This window comes from Fictibacillus macauensis ZFHKF-1 (assembly GCF_000269865.1).
GTDB lineage: Bacteria > Bacillota > Bacilli > Bacillales > Fictibacillaceae > Fictibacillus_C > Fictibacillus_C macauensis.
The window spans coordinates 21020-42668 of record NZ_AKKV01000043.1 but is presented as its reverse complement, the minus strand read 5'-3'; the positions used below and the strand labels follow the sequence as shown (position 1 = coordinate 42668).

The following is a 21649-nucleotide window of genomic DNA, read 5'->3' as shown; positions in this document are numbered from 1 at the left end:
GAGAGACGGCGGTGTTATTTTTTTGTTCTTTGTAAAGAGCTCACATAAGGTATATCGGTCTGTATCCTACTTTCTATAAGGGAGTTTCTTAAAGTTAGCTTCATGCCATACATGTATGAATTGCCCCTGTAACACAAACCCTAAAGATACAGGAGGTGTTCTGTATGCCGATAAAAAAGCTTACAGTTTGCGCTTGTTCTATGCTATTGCTGACGGCTTGTTCTTTTACAAATAAAGATCATTATGAACCAACGGCGAATGAATCGCCGAAGAACATGCGCGATAATTTGTGGGGTCATGGCGTTGTGAACTATCATGCCACCAAAAACAATCCGAATTTTAATTATAGCTACGAAACCAATAAAAATCCCCACGATTATCAAAAAATGAACACGGCCCGCTTTGATCTCTCAGATGATCAAGATAAGATCCGTGAGCAGGTCGTAAGCATATCAGGCATAAATCCGCAAATCGTAACCATTAATGGTAACTACGCGCACATTCATATTAACGTTCCGTCCAGCTATTCGAATGGAAAAGTGGCTAAGATGCGCCGAGACATTTTACACGGAGTGAACGCAGCAGTACCTCGCTATAAGTACTCTGTTACCATGGATGAAGTGTAACCTTCTGTACAAAAAAACAGCAGTTTGTCTGTGCATGCGCACAAACAGCTGCTGTTTTTATCATGCTAATTTTTGGCGCGTCTAGCGACTTGTTGAATCGGATCCCAAACTGAATTAAAGGGTGGTGCATAGCACAAATCTAGATCTTCCAACTCATGAAAATCCATTTTGTTATAGAGCGCTGTAGCGAGGACGTCCACCCGTTTATCAACGCCATGATAGCCGATAATTTGTCCACCAAGTAGGCGCTGATTGCTTTTATTGTAGAGCAGTTTTACGGTGAGTGGCTTTGCATCAGGATAGTAGCCAGCAATGTCTTTGGCTTCCGTTGTTATAGCTTCTACAGAAAACTGGAGCTCGTTAGCTTCGCGCTCATTAATCCCCGTCTTTCCTAGTGCTAAATCCATAAATTTAACGATGGAGGAGCCAACAACACCTTTAAACGTTTGATGACCACCCGCCATATTGATCCCAGCAATTCGTCCTTGTTTATTTGCATGTGTACCTAATGGAATATAATCATCCATTTCTTTAACGAGATGATACTGTGTAGCGCAGTCGCCAGCAGCGTAAATGTCTTCTAGATTCGTTTCCATATAATGATTGACGAGAATCGCACCATTGTCATGTAGATGAATATCGTTGTTTTTTAAAAAAGAAACATTGGGCGTAATGCCGACAGCAACAATGACAAGATCGGCAGGTACATCGCGTTTATTCGTTTTAACAAACTGCACGCGATCATGCCCCTTAAAGCGTTTTACCTCTTCTTGAAGGTAGACGGAAATGCCATGTTTTTTTGCTTCATCATGAATGGATTGTGCCATATCTTCATCAAACATATTTCCAAGGTGGTTGCCGCGTTGGATGATAGTGACGTTTTTGCCTAATGCGTGAAGGTTTTCGGCCATTTCAAGTCCAATATAGCCACCGCCAATAATGACAACCTCTCTAACCGCTGATGTAAGGTCGTTTATTAGCCGATTCGTGTCAGGAATCGTTTTGATTGTGTGAATGCCTGGCAGGTGATTTCCTTCCCATTCTGGCATAACAGGACTTGCTCCACTAGCGATAAGAAGTTTATCGTACGAGTGGAAGAAAGCTTCACCCGTTTTCGTATGTACGCCAACAACTTTTTTTTCTTCAGAATCAATGCTTCTAACTTCGTGGCACGTTCGGGCATCGATGTGATAACGATCTCGAAATGTAGCAACGCTTCGAGCGATCAAATCGTCCGTACTTGGAATTAAGCCGCTCACAGTATAAGGCAAGCCACATTGACCGTAAGAGTAGATGTCACCTCGTTCAAATACAGTAATCGTAGCCTCTGGATCACGGCGGACGATTTGCATAGCGGCACTCATGCCAGCTGCATCGCCACCAATAATGCAATACTTCATATAACCTGTCCCCTTTCTTTTCCTATATACTATTCTCTAGTGTACCCTTTTAGTCATTTTTTCTGTAACCATCAAGAATGATGCGTATCATGCGAACATTCATAAGAGAGAGGTGTAGCGTATGCTCGATATTATAGCAAACGGATCTGGCTGGAATGATACGCCAAACCCGCTAACGATGTTAGTGAAGAAACTTCAAGAAAAGCCGCTAGACCCCATTTATGAAGCAATGGGTAATTTTATTGTAAAAATTACAGAGTCTGAAAGTCATAGTGATTTTCGCTACAGAGGCTGTACACGTTTTGTCGGCCACTTTGCTACCATACCCTATGTGTTCAATATTGTAACGGATGAGAAAGTAGTCATTGAACAATTAGCAAAAGCCATTCGCATGAATCAGCAGCGACTGGACTATGAGGCGTTGAAAAATCATACGAATTTTTAACTAAAACGGCTGGCGCTCGTACATCCTATAGAGTACGATGTTGTAAAAGAGAGGTGCCTAACTGTGGAAGGACACATTGTATCATTAAATACGGGAACAGCAGGAACGGTAGAATGGCAAGGAAAAGCTGTCAGCTCTGCCATTCACAAAGTGCCAGTGAATGAACCGATTTGGCTTGCGACGCTAGGTTTTACGGGAGATGTACAGGTCGACACCGTTCATCATGGTGGTGAAGACAAAGCAGTCTGCGTGTATTGTCATGAGCATTATGCCTATTGGGAAAAAGGATTAGGCATTTCGTTACCTGTGCCTACGTTTGGAGAGAATATTACAACGAAAGGCATGACGGAAAAAGACATCGCAATAGGTGATGTGTTTCAGCTTGGTGAAGCGGTCATCCAAATTAGTCAACCGCGTATGCCTTGCTTTAAAGTGGCTGCTAAGCTAAAGCAACCTTTTATGGTAAAGTGGATTCAAGACACGGGATTTTCAGGGTATTATGTACGCGTATTACAAGAAGGTCATGTGGCGAAGCAAGACGTTCTAAAGCGCATTGAAGCCCACTCGGCACGCGTTACGGTTGATTTCGTGAACAAGGCAACGTACATAGATAAAGACAATACAGCAGCGCTTCATACGATTCTCAGCGTACCTGAACTCGCCGAGAGCTGGCGAACAATGCTAGAAAAGCGTGTATAGGTTAAGTGTTAGAAAAAAAGGAGAGGGCGACAATGTGCTCTCTTTTTTTTATGGATGGCATCCTTCTCGATTATAAAAATGCGTCATGGTTGCCGATTGCTCACTTTCTTCTTAATGGGTAGGAAAAAATAGGAACAAACCTCTTTTGACGATGGCTTATCTACTGTATTATAATTAGAATGTTATGCCATTAAAATGAGGTGAAGTCCGTGTTAGAACGTTTAGCAGCGATCGAGGTTCGCTATAATAAATTAAATGACTTGCTTAGTGATCCCGAAGTGATTAGTGATACAAATAAATTACGTGAATACTCAAAGGAACAGTCTTCTTTACAAGATACGGTTGCTGTATATCGTGAGTATAAGGAAGCAAAAGAAGGGCTTGATGAAGCAAAATTAATGCTTGAAGACAAGCTTGATGCGGAAATGACAGCAATGGTTAAAGAGGAAATTGCTGAGCTTGAAGAGAAAATGGAAGATTTCACGCAACAATTAAAAATCCTTCTGCTTCCTAAAGATCCGAATGATGATAAAAACGTAATCGTCGAGGTTCGTGGTGCAGCAGGTGGCGATGAAGCAGCCCTTTTTGCTGGTGATTTGTATAAAATGTATAGCCGTTATGCGGAAGTACAAGGCTGGAAAACAGAAGTCATTGAAGCAAGCTATACAGAGCTTGGTGGCTATAAAGAGATTATTTTCATGATTACAGGAAACGGTGCTTATTCTAAATTGAAATATGAAAACGGCGCACACCGTGTTCAGCGTGTACCAGCAACAGAATCTGGCGGCCGTATTCATACGTCAACAGCCACTGTTGCCGTTCTTCCAGAAGCGGAAGAAGTAGAAGTCGACATTCATGAGAAAGACGTACGTGTTGATACATTTACATCGAGTGGCCCTGGTGGACAATCCGTTAATACGACGCAGTCTGCGGTTCGTTTAACGCATATACCGACGGGAACCGTTGTATCGTGTCAGGATGAAAAGTCACAAATTAAAAATAAAGAAAAAGCGATGAAGGTTCTTCGTGCGCGTGTGTATGATAAAATCCAACAAGAAAAACAAAAAGAGTATGATGAAACAAGAAAATCTGCTGTTGGAACGGGAGACCGCTCAGAGCGTATTCGTACGTATAACTTCCCGCAAAACCGCGTAACCGATCACCGCATTGGACTAACGCTCCAAAAGCTAGACCAAGTATTGCTTGGGAAAATGGACGAATTTATTGATGCGCTCATTACCGAAGATCAAACGAGTAAAATGAAGGCAGCTACGGAAGAAGCGTAAGCTCATGATTCCAATGAAACGTCATGAAGCCCTGAAATGGGCTTCATCTGTTTTACGTCAAGAAGGAAGAGAAGAAGGAGCTGCTGAATGGCTTTTGCGTCATGCGTTAGGTGACATTAGCCGAACGGAACTTCTTTTTGATTTAAAGGAACCATTACCAGCCTCTGTGCAAACTGCTTTTAGCGAAGCGGTGAAACAGCACGCAGAAGGTGTTCCTGTTCAGTATATTACAGGTTATGAATCGTTTTATGGACGACGTTTTTCTGTGAATAAAGAGGTGCTTATTCCACGTCCTGAGACGGAAGAGCTCGTCTATGAAGTGCTCCAACGCGCACAGCGTCGTTTCCAAAACGAGCCGGTAACGGTCGTTGATGTAGGGACAGGTAGTGGTGCTATTGCGGTGACACTTGCTTTAGAAGAACCAGCCTTTTCGGTTGCGACCATTGATATTGCTCAAGAATCGCTTGAAGTGGCGCGCCAAAATGCGAAGGCTCTTGGAGCAAATGTTGAATTTATTCATGGTGATTTGCTGCAACCGTTCATTCAAGCTGAACGAAAAGTGGATATTGTTGTTTCGAATCCACCGTACATTCCGGATCATGAAATTACAACACTAGAAACGATCGTTAAAGACCAAGAGCCGTATCGCGCCCTGAGTGGCGGTGAAGATGGGTATGTCTTTTATCGACGCTTTATGGAAGAGCTTCCGCACGTCATCCGACCACATGGCATTATTGCGTTTGAGGTTGGCCATGATCAAGGGCAAGTCGTTGCAGAAATGCTGCGTATAACGTTCCCTGGTGCACGCGTTTCCGTTATTCGTGATATTAGTCAAAAAGAACGAATGGTCATCGCAGAATTAGTGTAGAAGCGGCATTTTTATGCCGCTTTTTTTTGTTGTTCATAAAGGATTTTGCTTACCTGTTTCGGCTAGAACTTCACGTAATAGCAATGGAGTGATCGTACCTTGATGAAAATATAATTGCCAGCGATCATCGATCACTTTCCAGATTGAACTGCGAAACGTGTTGCGACTTCGCGTTCGATCGACGATAAAATAAGTGGCTAAAACAACATCAGAGGCTAAGAGATGAATTTCATAGTTATGAAGGGACATTTCCGTTAACACAACGCCCGTTTCAAGGCAGTCTTTTTTATCATACCTATACCCAGAGCTACCGATTTCAAAGAAAGTGTCTGCAAGTAGTTCAGCTAGTTTTGTAGAATTTTTTCGTACGTCTATTTTTAAGTGGCTTTCCTCTAACGCTTGTAAATGGTCTTTTAATGTTGGTTCCATCGGTGTACCTCCCTCTCAGTTTATACTAGTTTAACAAAAAAAAGAGCCCCCCGCGGGGTAGCGGGAAGCTCTCTTGTCGTTTTTCATTATCTACATGAAAAAGGGGGTGATAGGGATGTCTCTATCATAACAGCCTCACAAATCATTTATTTAATTATGTGACCTTTTTGATATGTTTATTATATTTGTGACAAACTCTCTCACCCGAAGACAGTTTTGTCAAAATGTCCCGTTTTTTGCTTACTACTTTTTCGTATGAACGCTGTTGTTCTTGACGACAATGTAACTAAGAGAAGGGGAGATGAGGATATGAAACGAATGAAGAGATGGTCATTTTTATGTATTATTCTTTCATTAGCGGGAATGGTTTTGTTGTTTGAAACAGAAACGAAGATTGCGAATGCGACGTTAAATGAATCTGTTAAAATTCCGAAAGACGCCATTCGTTTACGAATTCTAGCCAATAGTGATGAGGAAAAAGATCAAGCCGTTAAGCGGAAGATTCGTGATAAAGTAAATGAGCAAATTACAACATGGGTAGCAGGGTTGAAAGATCATGATCAAGCAGAAAAAGTCATTCAAGCGCATTTGCCAGAAGTGCGTAAGGTCGTTGCCACCTATTTACAAGAAGCAGGCTTAGACATCCCGTATAAAGTGACGTTCGGAGATGTAGCGTTTCCTACGAAAGTATATGGTAACTACGTGTATCCAGCTGGCTCCTATGAAGCGGTGTTAATTACGCTCGGTAAAGGAGAAGGCGCTAACTGGTGGTGTGTCTTATTTCCACCGCTTTGCTTTTTAGACTTTGAAAATGGTGATGCGGTGAAAACGAATCAAGATTCTGAGAAGGAACTTGCTGCTACGAGCGATTATAGTGAAACGTATGTCCCACAAAGTGATCCAGAGCCAGCGCAAAAGGATGTGAAAGTGAAATTCTTTTTAGGTGACGTGTTTCAATCAGTAGCTAAATCAGTGAGTAACTTTTTCTCGTGAATGGTCATATGTTCCGAACCGTTTTCATAGACTAATAAAAAAATGCTAGAGGAGTGAGCGAGATGGCGATCTCATTACGAACTGCCATGCCTCATGAGACAAAGCAACTAACGGAACTTATTGAACAAGCAGGCTTGCAGGCAGATGGTATTCAATCAGGAATTCGTAATTATTTAGTAGTTGAGAATAAAGAAGGAATGCTCATTGGAACAGTTGGTTTAGAGCTGATTGAACAAGATGGTTTATTGCGTTCATTCGTTATGAAAAAAGAGTATTCTAGCGAATCATTGTTTTTGCGATTAATCCAACGAATTTTGCTATACTGTAAGGAAAAAGGGGCAGCGACGCTTTACTTATTAACGAAAGCTGATTATTTATTTGAACCACTTGGTTTTATCGTAGTGCCCGAGGATGAAGCGCCTGCTCATATTACAGAAACGGCTCATTATCAAGTAACGACCGGAGAAGGCATTTTGCTACTTTCATGTGATTTAGCTCATTTATCTCCGTAATCCACAAGTTATGCACATGTTATCAGCTTCTGTGTATAACTTGTGGATGATGTGTAAAACACCATTTTACCTTGATGAAAAGCGGTTTGAAAGGATTTTTAGCATGAATAAATACGAGACAAAATATTTATCTGTGGATAACTTAGGTGAAAATCAGCGCAATTGTCCCCAACTTATGCAAGCTGCGCTGTGGATAAAAGAAAATGAAGTCGTCGCTTTTCCGACAGAAACCGTTTATGGACTTGGTGGAAATGCACAAAATGATGAAGCCATTACGAAGATTTTCCAAGCAAAAGGACGTCCTAGTGATAATCCACTCATCGTACATATTGCTAAATATGAGCAGTTAGAGGGGCTTGTTTCAGAAGTTTCTCCAACTGCACGAAAGCTCATGGATGCTTTTTGGCCGGGACCGTTAACGCTTATTATGCCAAAAGGTGAGCATGTAGCACATCAAGTAACGGCAGGGTTATCCACAGTTGGTGTTCGTATGCCGGATCATCCCGTTGCCTTAGCGCTCATTGAAGAAGCGAATTTGCCAATTGCTGCACCAAGTGCCAATCGTTCTGGACGACCGTCACCGACGACGGCGCAACATGTGTATCACGATTTAAAAGGAGCGATTCCTGCCATTGTGGATGGTGGCGCTACGGGTGTTGGTGTTGAATCGACAGTTGTGGATTGTAGCGGTGATGTCGTAGCCATATTGCGACCTGGTGGCGTTACGAAAGAGCAGCTTGAAGCCGTTGTGGATAACGTGATGATGGATCCAGGACTTGTGGATCAAAAGCAAGCACCAAAATCACCAGGTATGAAATATACACACTATGCACCGGATGCACCATTGCGCCTTGTGGATGGGTCTTTCGCTTTTCTACAGCATCTTGTGGATAAGGACCGTGCAGAAGGCAAAAAAGTAGGCGTCTTATCCACAGAAGAAACGAAGGATCACTATCATGCCGATGTGGTAATTCCCTGTGGACAACGAGCACAAGTAGCCACGGTCGCTCATCACTTATACGATGCCTTACGTGCTTTTAATGAAACAGACGTTGATGTCATTTATAGTGAAGTGTTTCCGAAAGCAGGTGTTGGCCTGGCGATTATGAATCGTTTAGAAAAATCAGCAGGCGGCGTTATTTTACGAGAAGAATAAAGAAAAAGCGAGCGATGGGTGCGACATCGCTCGCTTTTTTATTAATAAATAGAAGCCGTTTGTTTACGTGTAGCAATCCATGAATAGAGTTCGTCTTTACTTTTCGGATAGATGTTGCCGGATAAAATCTGGCTTTCTCTTAGCCGATCGAACGTCTCAACGACAAACGGTTTTTCTAAGTGACTGCGTCGGAGTGCCTCTTCATTTTGAAAGACAACAGCCGGTGCGCCGTTTGCTAAAATCGTTCCATTGTGTAAAATGATCACGTCATCTGCCCATTCGTAAGCTAGATCTACGTTATGAGTGGATAATAAAATGGTACGCTCGTTATGATGTAGCGTATGAAGCAAAGTCATCATATGCTTGGCATAATAAGGGTCAAGGCCAGCCGTCGGTTCATCAAATACCATCAAGTCAGGCTTCATCGCAATGATACCAGCAATGGCTGCACGTTTCTTTTGTCCGACGCTTAAGAAATGAGGCGGCTTCTCTTGAAGCTCAACCGTTTCTGTTTCTTCTAAAGCGTGTTGCACAGTGGCAGTGAGCGCCTCTCCCTTTAACCCTAAATTACGCGGACCAAACTTTACATCTTCATATACACTTGATGAAAAAAGCTGTGTATCAGGATTTTGAAAGACAATGCCGACTTCCTGACGAAGCTTCTGCAATGCCTTGCGACCGTACGATAACGGTGAACCTTTGTAATAAATGGTCCCCTTTGTTGGCTTTAAGATGCCGTTTAATAAAAGAAACAGAGTTGATTTACCGGCGCCATTATTACCGATTAACGCTATTTTCTTACCATATTCAAAGGAAAACGATAAATCGTTTAAAGCGACGGTACCATCACTATATACGTAGGATACATTTTCAAAAGAAACGATGTGTTCATTCATGAGAAAACCTTCTTTCTATTATAAAAAAATGCTAACCCCTAGTAATAGTAAGCCTGCTAGTACGAGAAGAAGCCGATTGCTAGAACTCGCTGCAATCTTCATTTCTACTTCATATAAATGTCCGTCACCACCACGGCTATCAAGGGCCGTTTGCAATTCTTTCGCTGCTTGCGTCGATTTTACGAATAAGCTAATCACCAATTGTCCAAGCGAAGAAATCCATTCTTTATAGTGGCGATAGCCGAGTCGGCTTACTTGTGCTGTATAAATTTCATTGGTTTTATCCACAAGCACAAAAATAAAACGATACGTTAAGCCAAATAGTTCAATAAATAATATCGGAAGCCTGAGACGTTGCAACACCCAGATTAATTGATGAATGGTCGTCGTTAAGATGAGAAAGTACAGGCAGCTTATGCTTCCAATCGCTGTAACGGCTAATTGGATCGCGCGATGGAAACTCTCTTGAGTAATGTAAATATGCAATGATCCCAACGATGCATGCCATAGGACCGGAGCGCTTGCGAGCGATTCCGTTGATAGCGTAAACAAAATAGCGATAATGCTCGTTGCAAGAAAGAAAAAAGGAAGCGTTAGTAGTTTCATATAATGTAGAGCAGGAATGCGCGCTACCAAAACCGTGCTACTACTCATGATAATAAAGGAAAGTAACGCCACATACATATTTTTAGTAGCGACCGTAAACAGCAAAAACAGCATAACAAATAGTGTTTTTTCGGCAGGATGTACATTGCGTAAGGCATTACTGTACGCGTAATCTTGTAATTTTAGCATTGATCATCTTTTGAATTGTATTTCTTTTTCGCGCGAGCAAATCCGACAATATAACCAATAACAACGGCTCCAATGGCTGCTTGCAAGGCAAAGAGTAAGCTTTCAATTTCACCGCTTGGTGGCTCCCAAATAGAAGAAAACCATGGCTTATAACCAGGTGCTAACTCGCCGATTGCTTTTTCGGCTTGATTGTCGGCACCGCCGAATGCAGCACCTTTTTGAATAAAAAGAGGTGTAACCGCTAACACAACTACGAAAAATAATAAAATAAGATTCTTCTTCATCGTTAAACAGCCTCCTTGAGATTTTTCTCGCGTTCGATCCCAGGCATGTTATATTTTCGTAAAATGTTTAACATGACAACGGTTAAGAGTCCTTCACTCACAGCAAGCGGCACTTGCGTTAAGCCGAAAATGCTAACGAATTTCGTAAACGATGCCAAAAATCCGCCGGTTGGAAAAGCTAGCGCTAATTGAACAGATGTAACAACGTACGTGCCAAGGTCACCAAGCATCGCCGCTAAAAAGACAGAAACCGCAAAAGACCAATTAAGTTTACGTCCCAGTTTATAAATACCATACGATAGCAATGGACCGACAACTGCCATAGAAAAGGCATTTGCGCCAAGCGTTGTTAAGCCACCATGTGCAAGCAGTAACGATTGAAACAGAAGAACGATCGTACCGAGAACGCTCATTACGGTTGGTCCAAACACAATGGCACCAAGTCCAACGCCGGTTGGATGTGAGCAACTACCTGTTACAGATGGGATTTTTAAAGCGGATAAGACGAATGTGAAAGCACCCGATAAACCGAGCATTGATTTTAATTCAGGTTCTTCTTTTAATTGTTTTGAAATCGAGCGCAATCCAAGTAGGACAAAAGGGAGCGTGACAACACCCCAAAAAATACACCAACCTATCGGCAAGAATCCTTCCATAATATGCATCGCGTAAGCGGTTTCGAAAGAGTTCGTCCAAAAGTAAACAGAAAAACCGAGCAACATGACAAAAAAAGTGAGCAGTGTTCGTTTCTTCAACAGTCATTCCTCCTTGTTTTTTACAACACAAAAAAACATCTGACCTCAAAAAGAGATAGATGCTCACATGTAAAATAGAGTACTGTGCAAAGTCAGTACAGACTACATTTAGTAAACACACCTATATCCCGTAGGTCGCATTGCTTCTTCTATAGGCAGGTCTCCTGACTCATCGTCAACACTGCTTACGCCTTCCCATCTATAGTCAGACAGTGGCATCTCGCAAGCAGCTCAGATTTACAGTGGCGGGAACCGTGTTGGAATTACACCAAACTTCCCTTTTAAGCTGTATTTTTCAATACAACACCTATAAAAAAATGATGGTTATGTACTTCGATTCTACACAAAGAACGAAAGACTGTCTATTTCGATTTTAGAAAAAACAGATAAAAGAGCGCTGTTTTAGCTCCAATAAATGGAGAAAAAGAAACGAGAAGGTCCGTTCGTTCTTGGTGATCTCCCGCAATCAAACAAGGTCAACCGCCCACTTTCCCTAATCGATCGGGAGGAGGACGGTAAATTTACTGCCTTTTCCGAGCGTGCTTGTGACATGTATTTTGCCACCATGATTTTCAATAATTTTAAAGCACACCATCAGGCCAAGGCCAGTTCCTTTTTCTTTCGTTGTATAAAACGGTTCACCGAGCGAGGCAAGGCGTTCTTCGGGAATGCCACAACCTTCGTCTCGAAAAGAGATAACGAGCTGATCGTGATCCCTAATGACAGTAATCCAAATATTGCCGCCAGTTGGCATGGCTTCAATTGCATTTTTTAATAGATTAATAAACACTTGCTTTAGCTGATTATCGGCGCTAGAAACGAGAGGAAGACCTGTTTCAGCAGAATAATGAATTTGCACATTTTTTAAAATGGCTTGCGTTTCGATCAACGAAATGACATGTTTCATGAGTTCAGTAATATTCGTAGGGACGAAGCTCATCGCTTGTGGTTTAGCAAGAACCATAAATTCACTTACGATCGTATTTATGCGATCAATTTCAGAGAGCATAATCGTATAATAATCGAGATGCTCCTCGGCTCGTGATTCTAGTAATTGGAGAAAGCCTTTAATACTCGTTAGTGGATTGCGAATTTCGTGAGCAACTCCTGCAGCCAACTGACCGAGCATCGATAATTTATCTGACTTACGCAACATCTCTTCTGTGCGTATGCGCTCTGTTAAATCACGGGAAACGACGACAATGCCATCAATTTGGCCATGAGGTCCAACGATCGGCGTGGCACTCGTTTCTAGTAGAAAAAATTCTTTCGTTTGCTGATGCTGCCAGCGTGCTTCAAATTTAAAGGGCTCCCCGTCATTGATACTTTGACAGGTGATCATGCGCACCCGCTCCTGATCATCCGGATGAATGTAGGAAATCGCATACGTATGGTTATAGACGTGTGGATCCGCGCCAAGAATCGTTTGATGTGAAGGCGATAAATAGGTCAAGAAACCTTGCTTGTTAACGGAGGCAATTAAATCGGTCGTATTCTCAGCAATGATCCGATACTTTTCCTCTGAGGCAACGAGCGCTTTTTCTTGTGCCTTTTTTTCGGTAATATCACGCGAAATACCCGAGTAAGCATAGGCGCGACCATCTTGATCAAATAAGGGAAACAACGTAATACTTGTATTTAAAAGCGAGCCGTCTTTGCGGCGACATACCATTTCATAGCCTTTAATAGGTTGACCTGCTTTTACGGTCTCTAGCATCTTCCAATACTCCGTTAATCCTTCCTCGACAACAAAAGGAAGAATGGGGCTTTGCCATTGCTGTAACTCATCGCTACTCCATCCAAACGTCTCTTCAAAAGCTGTATTTAAAGTAATAGATCGCTTATCGAAATCATAGATAAAAATCATGTCTGCAGAATGAGCAAATAAAGTTTCGAGTAGCTCTTTCGTTTCACGCAATTCGGCTTCTTGGCGCTTCCGTTCTGTAATATCTTTACAAATGCAATACATACCGAGTGTTTCTTCTTCAACAATAATGGGTGTTAGCGTTAAGTTAACGAGCCGAACTTCTCCATCTTTTCGTCTGAGTTTTACATCATAGGTGCCAGAAGCGGTTGCGAGCGCCTTCCGAAAGCGACTTGGAAAATGAACGGCATCCACCATTAATGGATAAAAAGACATTTGCAGTAGCTCTTCCTCAGTAAAGCCTGTTAAGTGAGTAGCTGCTTCGTTTACCGACGTAAAGGTGCCCGTAAGATCTAACGAAAATAGGGCATCGATATTATGCTCCATTAAGGAACGAAAGCGTTGCTCACTTTCCTCTAGTTGTTTTTCCATTGTGACGCGTTGAATAAGATCAATGCTCATGCCATGGACTTCAATGACATGACCCCCTTCAAAAATCGGACTTAATACTACGAGAAAGGGAACGTCATTGAGCTCGGCCTCATACGTCATGACCTCGCCTTGCCAAGCGCGCTCATAGCACGTCGCTTTAAAATCTGCGAGCTTTTTAGGAAAGAGCTCATGCAATGTTTTACCGATTACTTGATCGCGCTCATAGCCAAGTGAGGAGGCCAGCGCTCCTTTACATTCGGTTACGGTAAATACGCCGTTTTCTTTAACGAACGTAAACGTCATATTTTGTTGAGAAGTTAACCGCATATGTTCTTTATTCTTTGTATAGTTAACGACGTGTGGGAGCGTCGATTGTTTATCATCCGCCATCATTGTGTCCCCTCCGTTGCAAGCCTTATATATTACATTTACGTTAAAAAAAACCATATCCCTGCCTTTGTCGAAAATTGTGTGTACAAATAGGTGGGAGGACCCCCTAATCTTCCTGATTCTAACAGTACAAGCCGCAGCATAGGTTGTACTAAGGCAATAGGGGGGAGAAGACATGAGTTCAGCAACAATCGGAGAGTGGCTTACACTTTGGCTGATGGCATTTGCGCTTGGTATGGATGCGTTCTCCATTGGATTAGGGATGGGAATGCTGCGGTTACGACTCCGACAAATTATGAAAATTGGAATTGTTATAGGTCTTTTTCACATTGGCATGCCACTTGCCGGCTTACTTCTAGGAAAGCAACTATCCGTTCATTTCGGTGGCATTGCAATCATGATTGGTGGTGGCTTATTGTTACTACTCGGTATGCAAATGATTGTATCCTCATTTAAAGCCGGAGCGGAACCTTTTGTTACGCCTGTTGGTTTTGGGCTTATCGTTTTTGCGGTTAGTGCAAGTTTAGATAGTTTTTCGGTGGGGTTAAGTCTCGGTATTTACGGAGCACGCACACTTTTAACGATTGCTATGTTTGGCATGATGAGCATGTTGCTGACGTGGGGTGGCCTTTTGCTTGGAAAAAAAGTACAAGGCTGGTTAGGTCCATATAGTGAGGCGCTTGGTGGTGTCATTCTTCTAGCTTTTGGCGCGAAGCTTTTATTTCCTATTTAAGATGAGCTTTCTTTTGACTTTCTTTTGCTTACCTATTTACAATCAAGAGAAGAGAGCGGATCTTTGAAATAAGGAGATGTGGGATGAAAAAAATTGTATTTGTATGTACAGGTAATACGTGTCGCAGTCCGATGGCAGAAGCCCTATTAAAGCATCACGGTGGGGAGCGTTTTCTCGTGAAATCAGCGGGCGTTTATGCGGCTGAAGGGATGGAAGCGAGTGAATATGCCGAGCAAGCCATACAAGAGCAAGGGATAGCAATGGACCATTCATCACAGCGAATTTCGCAAGAATTAGTGCAGTGGGCGGATTTCGTTTTAACGATGACTGAACAACATAAAGAAACGCTAGCCAGTCTCTATCCAAAAGAGCGTGAGCGCGTGTTTACATTAAAGGAATTTCTCGCAGAAGATGTGCCGGGAAAAGAAAAGGATGAAGCAGAGTTACGAGCAGCTTATGCAGAGATTGAGCTGCAACGAGCACTGTATGGATTCAAGTGGCAAAGAGCAGATGATACGGAAAAAGAACAGATACAGCAACAATTCCTACAAGCCATTGCGCCATATGAAGCAAAGATTTCTGAGCTAGAAGGGCAGCAAGGGTCTTTTGATGTGATCGATCCATTCGGACAAGGCTTAGCTTATTACCGCGAGACGCGCAATGAATTAGAACAACTGATTTTAAAGCTGATGAACAAACTATAAAACATAAGTTGAAAGACACTAGGAATCGTTTTAAAATGAAACTATATAGATTGAGGGGTGTGCTCCATGAAAGTAGCAATTGGTTCAGATCACGCAGGCATTGATTTAAGACGAGAAATTTCGGATATGATGAAAGAGATGGGAATAGAAGTCATCGATGCAGGTTGTGAGTGCGACAGCTCCGTTGACTATCCTGATTTTGCCATTCCTGTTGCTGAAATGGTTGCAAAGAAAGAAGCCGATCGTGGCATATTACTTTGTGGTACAGGCATAGGAATGAGTATAGCCGCTAATAAAGTAAAAGGCATTCGTTGTGCACTCGTACACGATTTATTCAGCGCAAAAGCAACGCGCGAACATAATGATAGCAACGTGCTAGCGATGGGAGAACGTATTATTGGTCCAGGCCTTGCGTTGGAAATTGCAAAAGTGTGGCTGACGACAGAATACGAAGGTGGCCGTCATGGCCGACGTGTGGACAAGATTACGGCTTATGAAGCGTAACGTACGATTGAAGCCTTAGGACAAGAAGGGACGATTGAGGAAATGAACGACCAGCTACAAACTGTAGAAAAGCAGGTCTATCATGCATTATCCGAATTACAAAAGCAAGCGAAGCTACAACGCGGAAAGTTGCTTGTAGTCGGGGCGAGCACGAGTGAAGTAACGGGCGGAGTGATTGGAACATCAGGGACGATGGAAGTTGCCCAAGCGTTATTTAATGGTGTTGCCGCTTTTCTAGAAGAAACTGGAGTTGTCGTTGCTTTTCAATGTTGTGAGCACTTAAATCGAGCGCTCGTCGTAGAAAGGGAAACAGCAGAACGCTTCGGCTATGAGGAAGTTCGAGTCGTGCCAGCTCGTTCAGCAGGCGGTGCGCTTGCGACGTATGCGTTTCATCATTTTAAAGACCCTGTCATTGTTGAGTATATTAAGGCGGATGCAGGAATGGACATCGGTGATACATTGATCGGCATGCATTTAAAGCATGTAGCCGTCCCTGTGCGAAGCGAAGTAAAAAAAGTTGGCGAAGCACATGTGAATTTAGCAAAAACACGCCCGAAGCTAATTGGTGGCGAGCGTGCAGTTTATCCTTCACGTGAAGATATTCGCTGTTTTTAAACTTATAATGGCTTCATCATCGATTGTGGTGGTGAAGCCATTTTTTTATGTGAAGTCACTAACACCCGGAGTAAACTCTGTGAAAAGAGTGGATCGCGCGCAGGAGGGTCCGATTCGCGCGCAGAGCAGGGCAGTTCGCGCGCAGGAGCCCTCGATTCGCGCGCAGGAACCCCCGATTCGCGCGCAGACCGGGGCAGTTCGCGCGCAGGAACCCCTGATTCGCGCGCAGAGCATCCAAATTGCCCTCAACAACGTATGCCAGAGATGAAAAAGAGAGCAAATGAAGAGCCAAGCCCTCAAAATTATGAAAAAAACGAGTAAAAATAGCTGCTAAGCTCTTCGATAATCGTGAAAAGAGAGGTTCGCGCACAAGAGCATCCAATTCGCGCGCAGACTAGGGCAGTTCGCGCGCAGGAGCCCTCGATTCGCGCGCAGACCGGGGCGGTTCGCGCGCAGGAACGCCTGATTCGCGCGCAGACCGGGGCAGTTCGCGCGCAGAGCATCCAAATTGCCCTCAACAACGTATGCCAGAGATGAAAAAGAGAGCAAATGAAGAGCCAAGCCCTCAAAATCATCAAAAAAACGAGTAAAAATAGCTGCTAAGCTCTTCAATTATCGTGATAAGAGAGGTTCGCTCACAAGAGCATTCCCGCAAAGCTCAAATAGTTCGCCCCCCAGAGCACCCAAATCCCGCACTGAGCATGACCGTTTGCGCTCATTCCCGCACAGCTCAAAATAGTTCCCACCCAACAGCACCCGATCCCCACGCAAACAATACGTGCAAGGCATCAAAAAATATCAGCAGCCAAGCTTCCAACTACACCACAAAACAGAGGAGGTATTAAGTTTTGCGCGCTCTATTGCAGCACCGCTCCCCTAATCTAATCAGCGCACGAAATGTATACAGTTTTTTCCTGGATTGAGGCCGCATTAGGGTGGGTAATACAAAATAAGTGAATGCAGTAAGAAAGGGGCGTCGGGATGAAAGCTTTTGTTTTTGATGTGTATGGCACGCTTTTTGATGTGTATGCGCTGAAAGAGGCGTGTGATAAGTATTTTCCTGGTAAGGGAACACAAATGAGTCAAATTTGGCGGCAAAAGCAAATTGAATATGCGCAGTTGCGGCAATTAATGGGACGCTATGAACCTTTTTTACGGATCACTGAAGAGGCGTTTCACTATGCAGTAGCTGCTTGTGGAGAAACGTGGTGTGAGGAAGCGCAGCAGCACGTGATGAAGGCATATGTTGAAGTGGCACCGTTTGAAGAAGTACAAGAGGTACTGACGGCGCTGTCTGCGCACTCACTCGCCGTTTTTTCAAATGGCTCACACGATATGTTAGACGCTTTATTGCATCATGCTGAGCTGACACCATTTCTTGATCATGTGATTAGTGTTGATGAAATACAAACGTACAAGCCTACTATGGCGAGCTATGCGCATGCTCACCAAACAGTACAAGTACCTAAAGAAGATATTATTTTTGTTTCTAGCAATGGTTGGGATGTTTCTGGGGCAAAAAATTATGGATTTACTACGGCATGGATTAATCGAGGAAAGCAGCCTAGAGAAGAGCTTGGGCTGCCACCTGATTATATGTTTAGGAATTTGCGTGGATTAGTAGAAATTAATACTTCTTCTCGGAAATAGCGGAGCGCATTCGTTGAAGCGAGGCTTTCGATTGTTCGTGTCGTTTCATCATTACGTTGACGTAAAGCGCATCGATGACACTAAGCTGTGCAATTCGGGATGACAGTGATTCTGAGCGGAATTCGGTTTCAATGGATACAGTGTGTAACGACAAGTCAGCGCGTTCACTTAGAGCTGATTTCGCATAGTCAGTAAGCGAAATCGTTACACAGCCTGCTTCTTTAGCGACATTCATCACTTGTAGTAAGTCTTTATTTGTACCTGAGTGAGAAATAAAGACCGCCACATCGTCAGCGGTTAATTGAGAAGCGGACATTAATTGAAAATGTGTATCTGTATACGCAATCGACGGCTTGCCTGTCCGGATAAACTTATGATGTGCATCCATCGCGACAATGCCAGAGCCGCCATTACCGAAAAATTCAATGCGGCGAGCAGCAAGCAAGGCTTCAACGACGAGCTGAAAATTTTTTTCATCTAATACGTGTCTTGTATCTTCTAGCGTGCTAATGTTGGATTGAAATACTTTTTGCGCAATTTGAATGCTGGAATCATCTTGTGCAATCGTTTCATGAATATCTTGTAATGGTTCGACGACATCAGAGGCAAGCGCAATTTTAAACGCTTGAAAGCCTTTGTAGCCAAGACGTTTGCAAAAGCGAAACACCGTAGCATCGGCCACTTGAAGTCGATCCGCCACTTCTGTAATACTTGAATGAATAATATCTTGCGGATGCTCTAGCATATAATCGGCAATTTTCTTTTCTTTTTCGGAAAATTGACCATAAGAAGAGCGAATTTGTGTTAAACAATTGGGAGTGGACATTGCAACACGTCCTTTCTTTTCTCTATTTAATCTTAATATGAAAATTAATTTCTTGTAAAGTGAAAAAATTTTAGTGTATAATACGTAGTGAAGAAAATAATTTTCACAAAGCGATGGCACACATCGCAATTTGAAAGGGGAACTTATTCATGCAACTAGGTATGATCGGCCTTGGTAAAATGGGCTACAATCTCGTATTGAATCTACTAGACCACAAACATGATGTTGTGGCTACAGATGTAAATAAAGAGCAAGTATCAAAAATTACAGCAGACGGTGCAAAAGGTGTAGAAAGCATTAAAGCACTTGTTGAAAACTTAAGCACTCCACGTATCGTGTGGATGATGGTACCTGCTGGCGACATCACAGAAAGCGTTATTGCTGAACTTAAAGCAGATCTTGAGCCTGGCGATATCGTGATCGATGGTGGTAACTCTAACTACAAAGATACAGTTCGTCGTGCAGAAGAGCTTAAAGAAAAAGGCATTAACTATGTAGACGTTGGTACGAGCGGCGGAACAGATGGTGCTCGTAATGGTGCTTGTACAATGATCGGTGGCGACGCTGATGTGTTCGCAACAATCGAACCAATCTTTAAAGACCTTTCTATCGAAAACGGCTACCTTTACACAGGTAAAGTCGGAAGCGGACATTTCTTGAAAATGGTTCATAACGGAATTGAGTACGGTATGATGCAAGCAATCGCTGAAGGCTTTGAAGTTCTTGAGAAAAGCCAATTCGACTATGACTATGAAGCAGTAGCGAAAATGTGGAACCACGGTTCTGTTATTCGTTCTTGGCTCATGGAACTTACACAAAGTGCGTTCTCTAAAGATCCGAAGCTTGATGAAATCCGTGGCGTAATGCACGCATCTGGAGAAGGTAAATGGACTGTTGAAGCAGCGCTTGACCTTCAAGTACCAGCACCGGTTATCGCCCTTTCTCTTATGATGCGCAACCGTTCACTAGAGGATGATACATTCACTGGTAAAGTTGTTGCCGCTCTTCGTAACGAGTTCGGTGGACATGCTGTAGTCAAAAAATAAAGATATAACGAAAAAGGGTGGCTTACACAAAAGTCACCCTTTTTGTTTTGACTGGGAAAAAAACGTTTACACTAATGGTGATGGAAGTGAGAAAGGATGAATAGCAGTGGAAGAAAATAAATACTTACTGGGCGTTGATATTGGCACGACGAGTACAAAGGCGGTTCTGTTTGACCGTAAAGGTGGGATTGTTGCACAGCATGCCCAAGGTTATCCCCTTTTAAGCCCAACGCCAGCGACCGCTGAACAAGATCCAGAAGTGATCTTGCAAGCCGTCTATGATTGCATTCATGCTGTTACATCAAAAAATTTATTAAGCGCGAACAGCATTCAACTTGTTTCCTTTAGCTCGGCCATGCATAGTGTCATTGCTGTCGATCAGGAGGGACATGCGTTAACGAAAAGTATTACGTGGGCTGATAATCGCAGTGCGCCGTACGCTAAAAAAATAAAAGAAGACCATAATGGACATGACATATACAGACGAACAGGGACGCCGATTCATGCGATGTCGCCACTTGTAAAATTAATGTGGATGAAGCATGAGTTACAGCATGCCCATGAACATGCCTATAAATTTATTGGTATTAAAGAGTATGTATTCTTTAAACTGTTTGGTGAATTTGTTGTCGATCATTCCATTGCTTCGTCAACAGGAATGATGAATTTAGAAACGCTGCAATGGGATGAAGAAGCGCTAGCGCTTGCTGGCATTTCAAGTGATAGACTTTCAACACTCGTGCCGACGACCCATTGTATGAAAGGTCTTTCTAGTGAGTTAGCGAAAAAGCTTGGCATTGCTCCACAAACACCGTTTGTCATTGGCGCAAGCGATGGTGTGCTGTCCAACCTTGGTGTGGATGCAATGGAGCCGGGTGTTGTCGCCATTACAATTGGAACGAGTGGGGCCATTCGAACGGTAAGTGATGTGCCGATTACCGATGAAAAAGGCCGAACCTTTTGCTACGCACTAACCGAAAATCATTGGGTGATTGGCGGACCTGTTAATAACGGTGGTATGGCGTTTCGTTGGATCAAAGAACAAGTAGGAGCTTCTGAAGCGGAAACGGCTAAGCGCTTAGGAAAAGATGCTTATGAACTGCTTTCTGACATTGCTGAAAAAGTTGCTCCTGGTGCCGATGGCTTGTTATTCCACCCGTACATGGCAGGAGAACGTGCACCGCTTTGGAATGCAGATGCACGTGGTTCTTTTTTCGGCTTGGCTCTTTATCATAAAAAAGAACATATGGTACGCGCTGTGTTAGAAGGTGTGCTGTTTAATTTATATAGCGTGATGCTTGCACTACAAGAATTGATTGGTATTCCTAAAGGGATTCAAGCAACGGGTGGCTTTGCCCGTTCCCCACTATGGCGTCAAATGATGGCCGATATTTTTAATCAAGAAGTGACCATTCCAGAATCCTTCGAAAGCTCTTGTCTTGGAGCGGTTATTCTCGGATTGTATGCCCTTGGGGAAATTGATTCCTTCGCCGTCGTGTCAGATATGGTTGGCAGTACACATAAACATACGCCGAACGAGGAACATGTGAAAATCTATCAAGAATTAATGAGTATTTTCCTTTCCGTATCACGCAGTTTAGAAAAAGAATATAGCATGATTGCTGATTTTCAACGCAAGCGCTTAGAACATCAGGAATCGTAAAGAGATGCGAACGAATTTGAATAGCCTTCAAATCTCGTTCGTTTTTTCTAGGTTCCTTTTGCCACAAAAATGGTGCGC

The 21649-nt window shown here is 43.0% G+C and carries 23 protein-coding genes and 1 riboswitch; of the genes, 15 read left to right on the top strand and 8 right to left on the bottom strand.

Annotated features, from left to right (window positions below; all coding sequences use genetic code 11):
• Positions 1 to 164: 164 nt before the first annotated feature.
• On the top strand, positions 165 to 626 hold the full coding sequence (locus A374_RS18505; RefSeq protein ID WP_007203778.1) for a hypothetical protein: 462 nt from the start codon (positions 165 to 167) through the stop codon (positions 624 to 626).
• A 65-nt stretch (positions 627 to 691) separates the two neighbouring features.
• Here the strand turns inward: A374_RS18505 and A374_RS18500 are convergent, their stop codons facing one another.
• On the bottom strand, positions 692 to 2026 hold the full coding sequence (locus A374_RS18500; protein ID WP_007203777.1) for a CoA-disulfide reductase: 1335 nt from the start codon (positions 2024 to 2026) through the stop codon (positions 692 to 694).
• 121 nt (positions 2027 to 2147) lie between these two features.
• Here A374_RS18500 and A374_RS18495 point away from each other — a divergent pair, with 121 nt between their 5' ends.
• From A374_RS18495 to prmC, 4 genes are all read left to right on the top strand, one after another.
• Positions 2148 to 2471 (top strand): hypothetical protein, encoded by a 324-nt coding sequence (locus tag A374_RS18495; RefSeq protein ID WP_007203776.1) that lies wholly within the window; start codon positions 2148 to 2150, stop codon positions 2469 to 2471.
• A 63-nt stretch (positions 2472 to 2534) separates the two neighbouring features.
• On the top strand, positions 2535 to 3170 hold the full coding sequence (locus tag A374_RS18490; protein WP_007203775.1) for an MOSC domain-containing protein: 636 nt from the start codon (positions 2535 to 2537) through the stop codon (positions 3168 to 3170).
• A gap of 209 nt (positions 3171 to 3379) precedes the next feature.
• Positions 3380 to 4456 carry a peptide chain release factor 1 gene (prfA, locus tag A374_RS18485; RefSeq protein ID WP_007203774.1) on the top strand — a complete coding sequence of 359 codons (1077 nt, stop codon included), beginning with the start codon at positions 3380 to 3382 and terminating at the stop codon, positions 4454 to 4456.
• A gap of 13 nt (positions 4457 to 4469) precedes the next feature.
• Positions 4470 to 5324, top strand: a complete 855-nt coding sequence (prmC, locus tag A374_RS18480) for a peptide chain release factor N(5)-glutamine methyltransferase (RefSeq protein WP_040340749.1) — start codon at positions 4470 to 4472, stop codon at positions 5322 to 5324.
• A 33-nt stretch (positions 5325 to 5357) separates the two neighbouring features.
• On the opposite strand, the gene A374_RS18475 is transcribed toward prmC, so the two are convergent.
• Positions 5358 to 5753 (bottom strand): nuclear transport factor 2 family protein, encoded by a 396-nt coding sequence (locus A374_RS18475; RefSeq protein ID WP_007203772.1) that lies wholly within the window; start codon positions 5751 to 5753, stop codon positions 5358 to 5360.
• A gap of 309 nt (positions 5754 to 6062) precedes the next feature.
• On the opposite strand from A374_RS18475, the gene spoIIR reads away from it, so the two are divergent.
• The 3 genes from spoIIR (at position 6063) to A374_RS18460 (ending at position 8414) form a co-directional block, all read left to right on the top strand.
• Complete coding sequence (spoIIR, locus tag A374_RS18470; RefSeq protein ID WP_007203771.1) at positions 6063 to 6746, top strand: stage II sporulation protein R; 684 nt, start codon at positions 6063 to 6065, stop codon at positions 6744 to 6746.
• A 62-nt stretch (positions 6747 to 6808) separates the two neighbouring features.
• Positions 6809 to 7258 (top strand): GNAT family N-acetyltransferase, encoded by a 450-nt coding sequence (locus A374_RS18465; protein ID WP_007203770.1) that lies wholly within the window; start codon positions 6809 to 6811, stop codon positions 7256 to 7258.
• A gap of 103 nt (positions 7259 to 7361) precedes the next feature.
• Positions 7362 to 8414 (top strand): L-threonylcarbamoyladenylate synthase, encoded by a 1053-nt coding sequence (locus tag A374_RS18460; RefSeq protein ID WP_040340748.1) that lies wholly within the window; start codon positions 7362 to 7364, stop codon positions 8412 to 8414.
• Positions 8415 to 8455: 41 nt separating this feature from the next.
• On the opposite strand, the gene A374_RS18455 is transcribed toward A374_RS18460, so the two are convergent.
• From A374_RS18455 to A374_RS19680, 5 genes are all read right to left on the bottom strand, one after another.
• Positions 8456 to 9310, bottom strand: a complete 855-nt coding sequence (locus tag A374_RS18455; protein WP_007203768.1) for an energy-coupling factor ABC transporter ATP-binding protein — start codon at positions 9308 to 9310, stop codon at positions 8456 to 8458.
• Positions 9311 to 9328: 18 nt separating this feature from the next.
• Positions 9329 to 10105: a cobalt ECF transporter T component CbiQ gene (gene cbiQ / locus A374_RS18450; protein WP_007203767.1), complete on the bottom strand. Its 777-nt coding sequence runs from the start codon at positions 10103 to 10105 to the stop codon at positions 9329 to 9331.
• Entirely contained in the window at positions 10099 to 10389 is a 291-nt protein-coding gene (locus tag A374_RS18445) for an energy-coupling factor ABC transporter substrate-binding protein (protein WP_007203766.1), read from the bottom strand. The genes cbiQ and A374_RS18445 overlap by 7 nt, the downstream gene beginning before the upstream one ends.
• Before the next feature lie 2 nt (positions 10390 to 10391).
• Positions 10392 to 11111, bottom strand: a complete 720-nt coding sequence (locus A374_RS18440; protein WP_050979782.1) for an energy-coupling factor ABC transporter permease — start codon at positions 11109 to 11111, stop codon at positions 10392 to 10394.
• Positions 11112 to 11281: 170 nt separating this feature from the next.
• Positions 11282 to 11470: riboswitch (cobalamin riboswitch) on the bottom strand.
• 167 nt (positions 11471 to 11637) lie between these two features.
• A complete protein-coding gene (locus A374_RS19680; RefSeq protein WP_162098309.1) occupies positions 11638 to 13833 on the bottom strand; it encodes a PAS domain-containing sensor histidine kinase in 2196 nt (731 codons plus the stop codon).
• Between the two features lie 172 nt (positions 13834 to 14005).
• Between A374_RS19680 and A374_RS18430 the strand changes: the two genes are divergently transcribed.
• The 5 genes from A374_RS18430 to A374_RS18405 all read left to right on the top strand — a co-directional run bounded on the left by A374_RS18430 (position 14006) and on the right by A374_RS18405 (position 18036).
• Positions 14006 to 14563, top strand: a complete 558-nt coding sequence (locus tag A374_RS18430) for a manganese efflux pump MntP (protein WP_007203763.1) — start codon at positions 14006 to 14008, stop codon at positions 14561 to 14563.
• A gap of 83 nt (positions 14564 to 14646) precedes the next feature.
• Positions 14647 to 15267, top strand: coding sequence for a low molecular weight protein arginine phosphatase (locus tag A374_RS18425; protein ID WP_007203762.1), 621 nt, complete (start codon positions 14647 to 14649; stop codon positions 15265 to 15267).
• Positions 15268 to 15333: 66 nt separating this feature from the next.
• A complete protein-coding gene (gene rpiB / locus A374_RS18420) occupies positions 15334 to 15771 on the top strand; it encodes a ribose 5-phosphate isomerase B (protein WP_007203761.1) in 438 nt (145 codons plus the stop codon).
• 42 nt (positions 15772 to 15813) lie between these two features.
• On the top strand, positions 15814 to 16386 hold the full coding sequence (locus tag A374_RS18415; protein WP_007203760.1) for a TIGR01440 family protein: 573 nt from the start codon (positions 15814 to 15816) through the stop codon (positions 16384 to 16386).
• Positions 16387 to 17367: 981 nt separating this feature from the next.
• Positions 17368 to 18036 (top strand): haloacid dehalogenase type II, encoded by a 669-nt coding sequence (locus A374_RS18405; RefSeq protein WP_007203758.1) that lies wholly within the window; start codon positions 17368 to 17370, stop codon positions 18034 to 18036.
• On the opposite strand, the gene A374_RS18400 is transcribed toward A374_RS18405, so the two are convergent.
• On the bottom strand, positions 18014 to 18862 hold the full coding sequence (locus A374_RS18400; protein ID WP_007203757.1) for a MurR/RpiR family transcriptional regulator: 849 nt from the start codon (positions 18860 to 18862) through the stop codon (positions 18014 to 18016). The genes A374_RS18405 and A374_RS18400 overlap by 23 nt on opposite strands.
• 149 nt (positions 18863 to 19011) lie before the next feature.
• Here A374_RS18400 and gnd point away from each other — a divergent pair, with 149 nt between their 5' ends.
• A complete protein-coding gene (gene gnd, locus A374_RS18395) occupies positions 19012 to 19908 on the top strand; it encodes a phosphogluconate dehydrogenase (NAD(+)-dependent, decarboxylating) (protein WP_007203756.1) in 897 nt (298 codons plus the stop codon).
• Positions 19909 to 20014: 106 nt separating this feature from the next.
• Complete coding sequence (gene gntK / locus A374_RS18390) at positions 20015 to 21571, top strand: gluconokinase (RefSeq protein ID WP_007203755.1); 1557 nt, start codon at positions 20015 to 20017, stop codon at positions 21569 to 21571.
• The last annotated feature ends 78 nt before the right edge of the window (positions 21572 to 21649 follow it).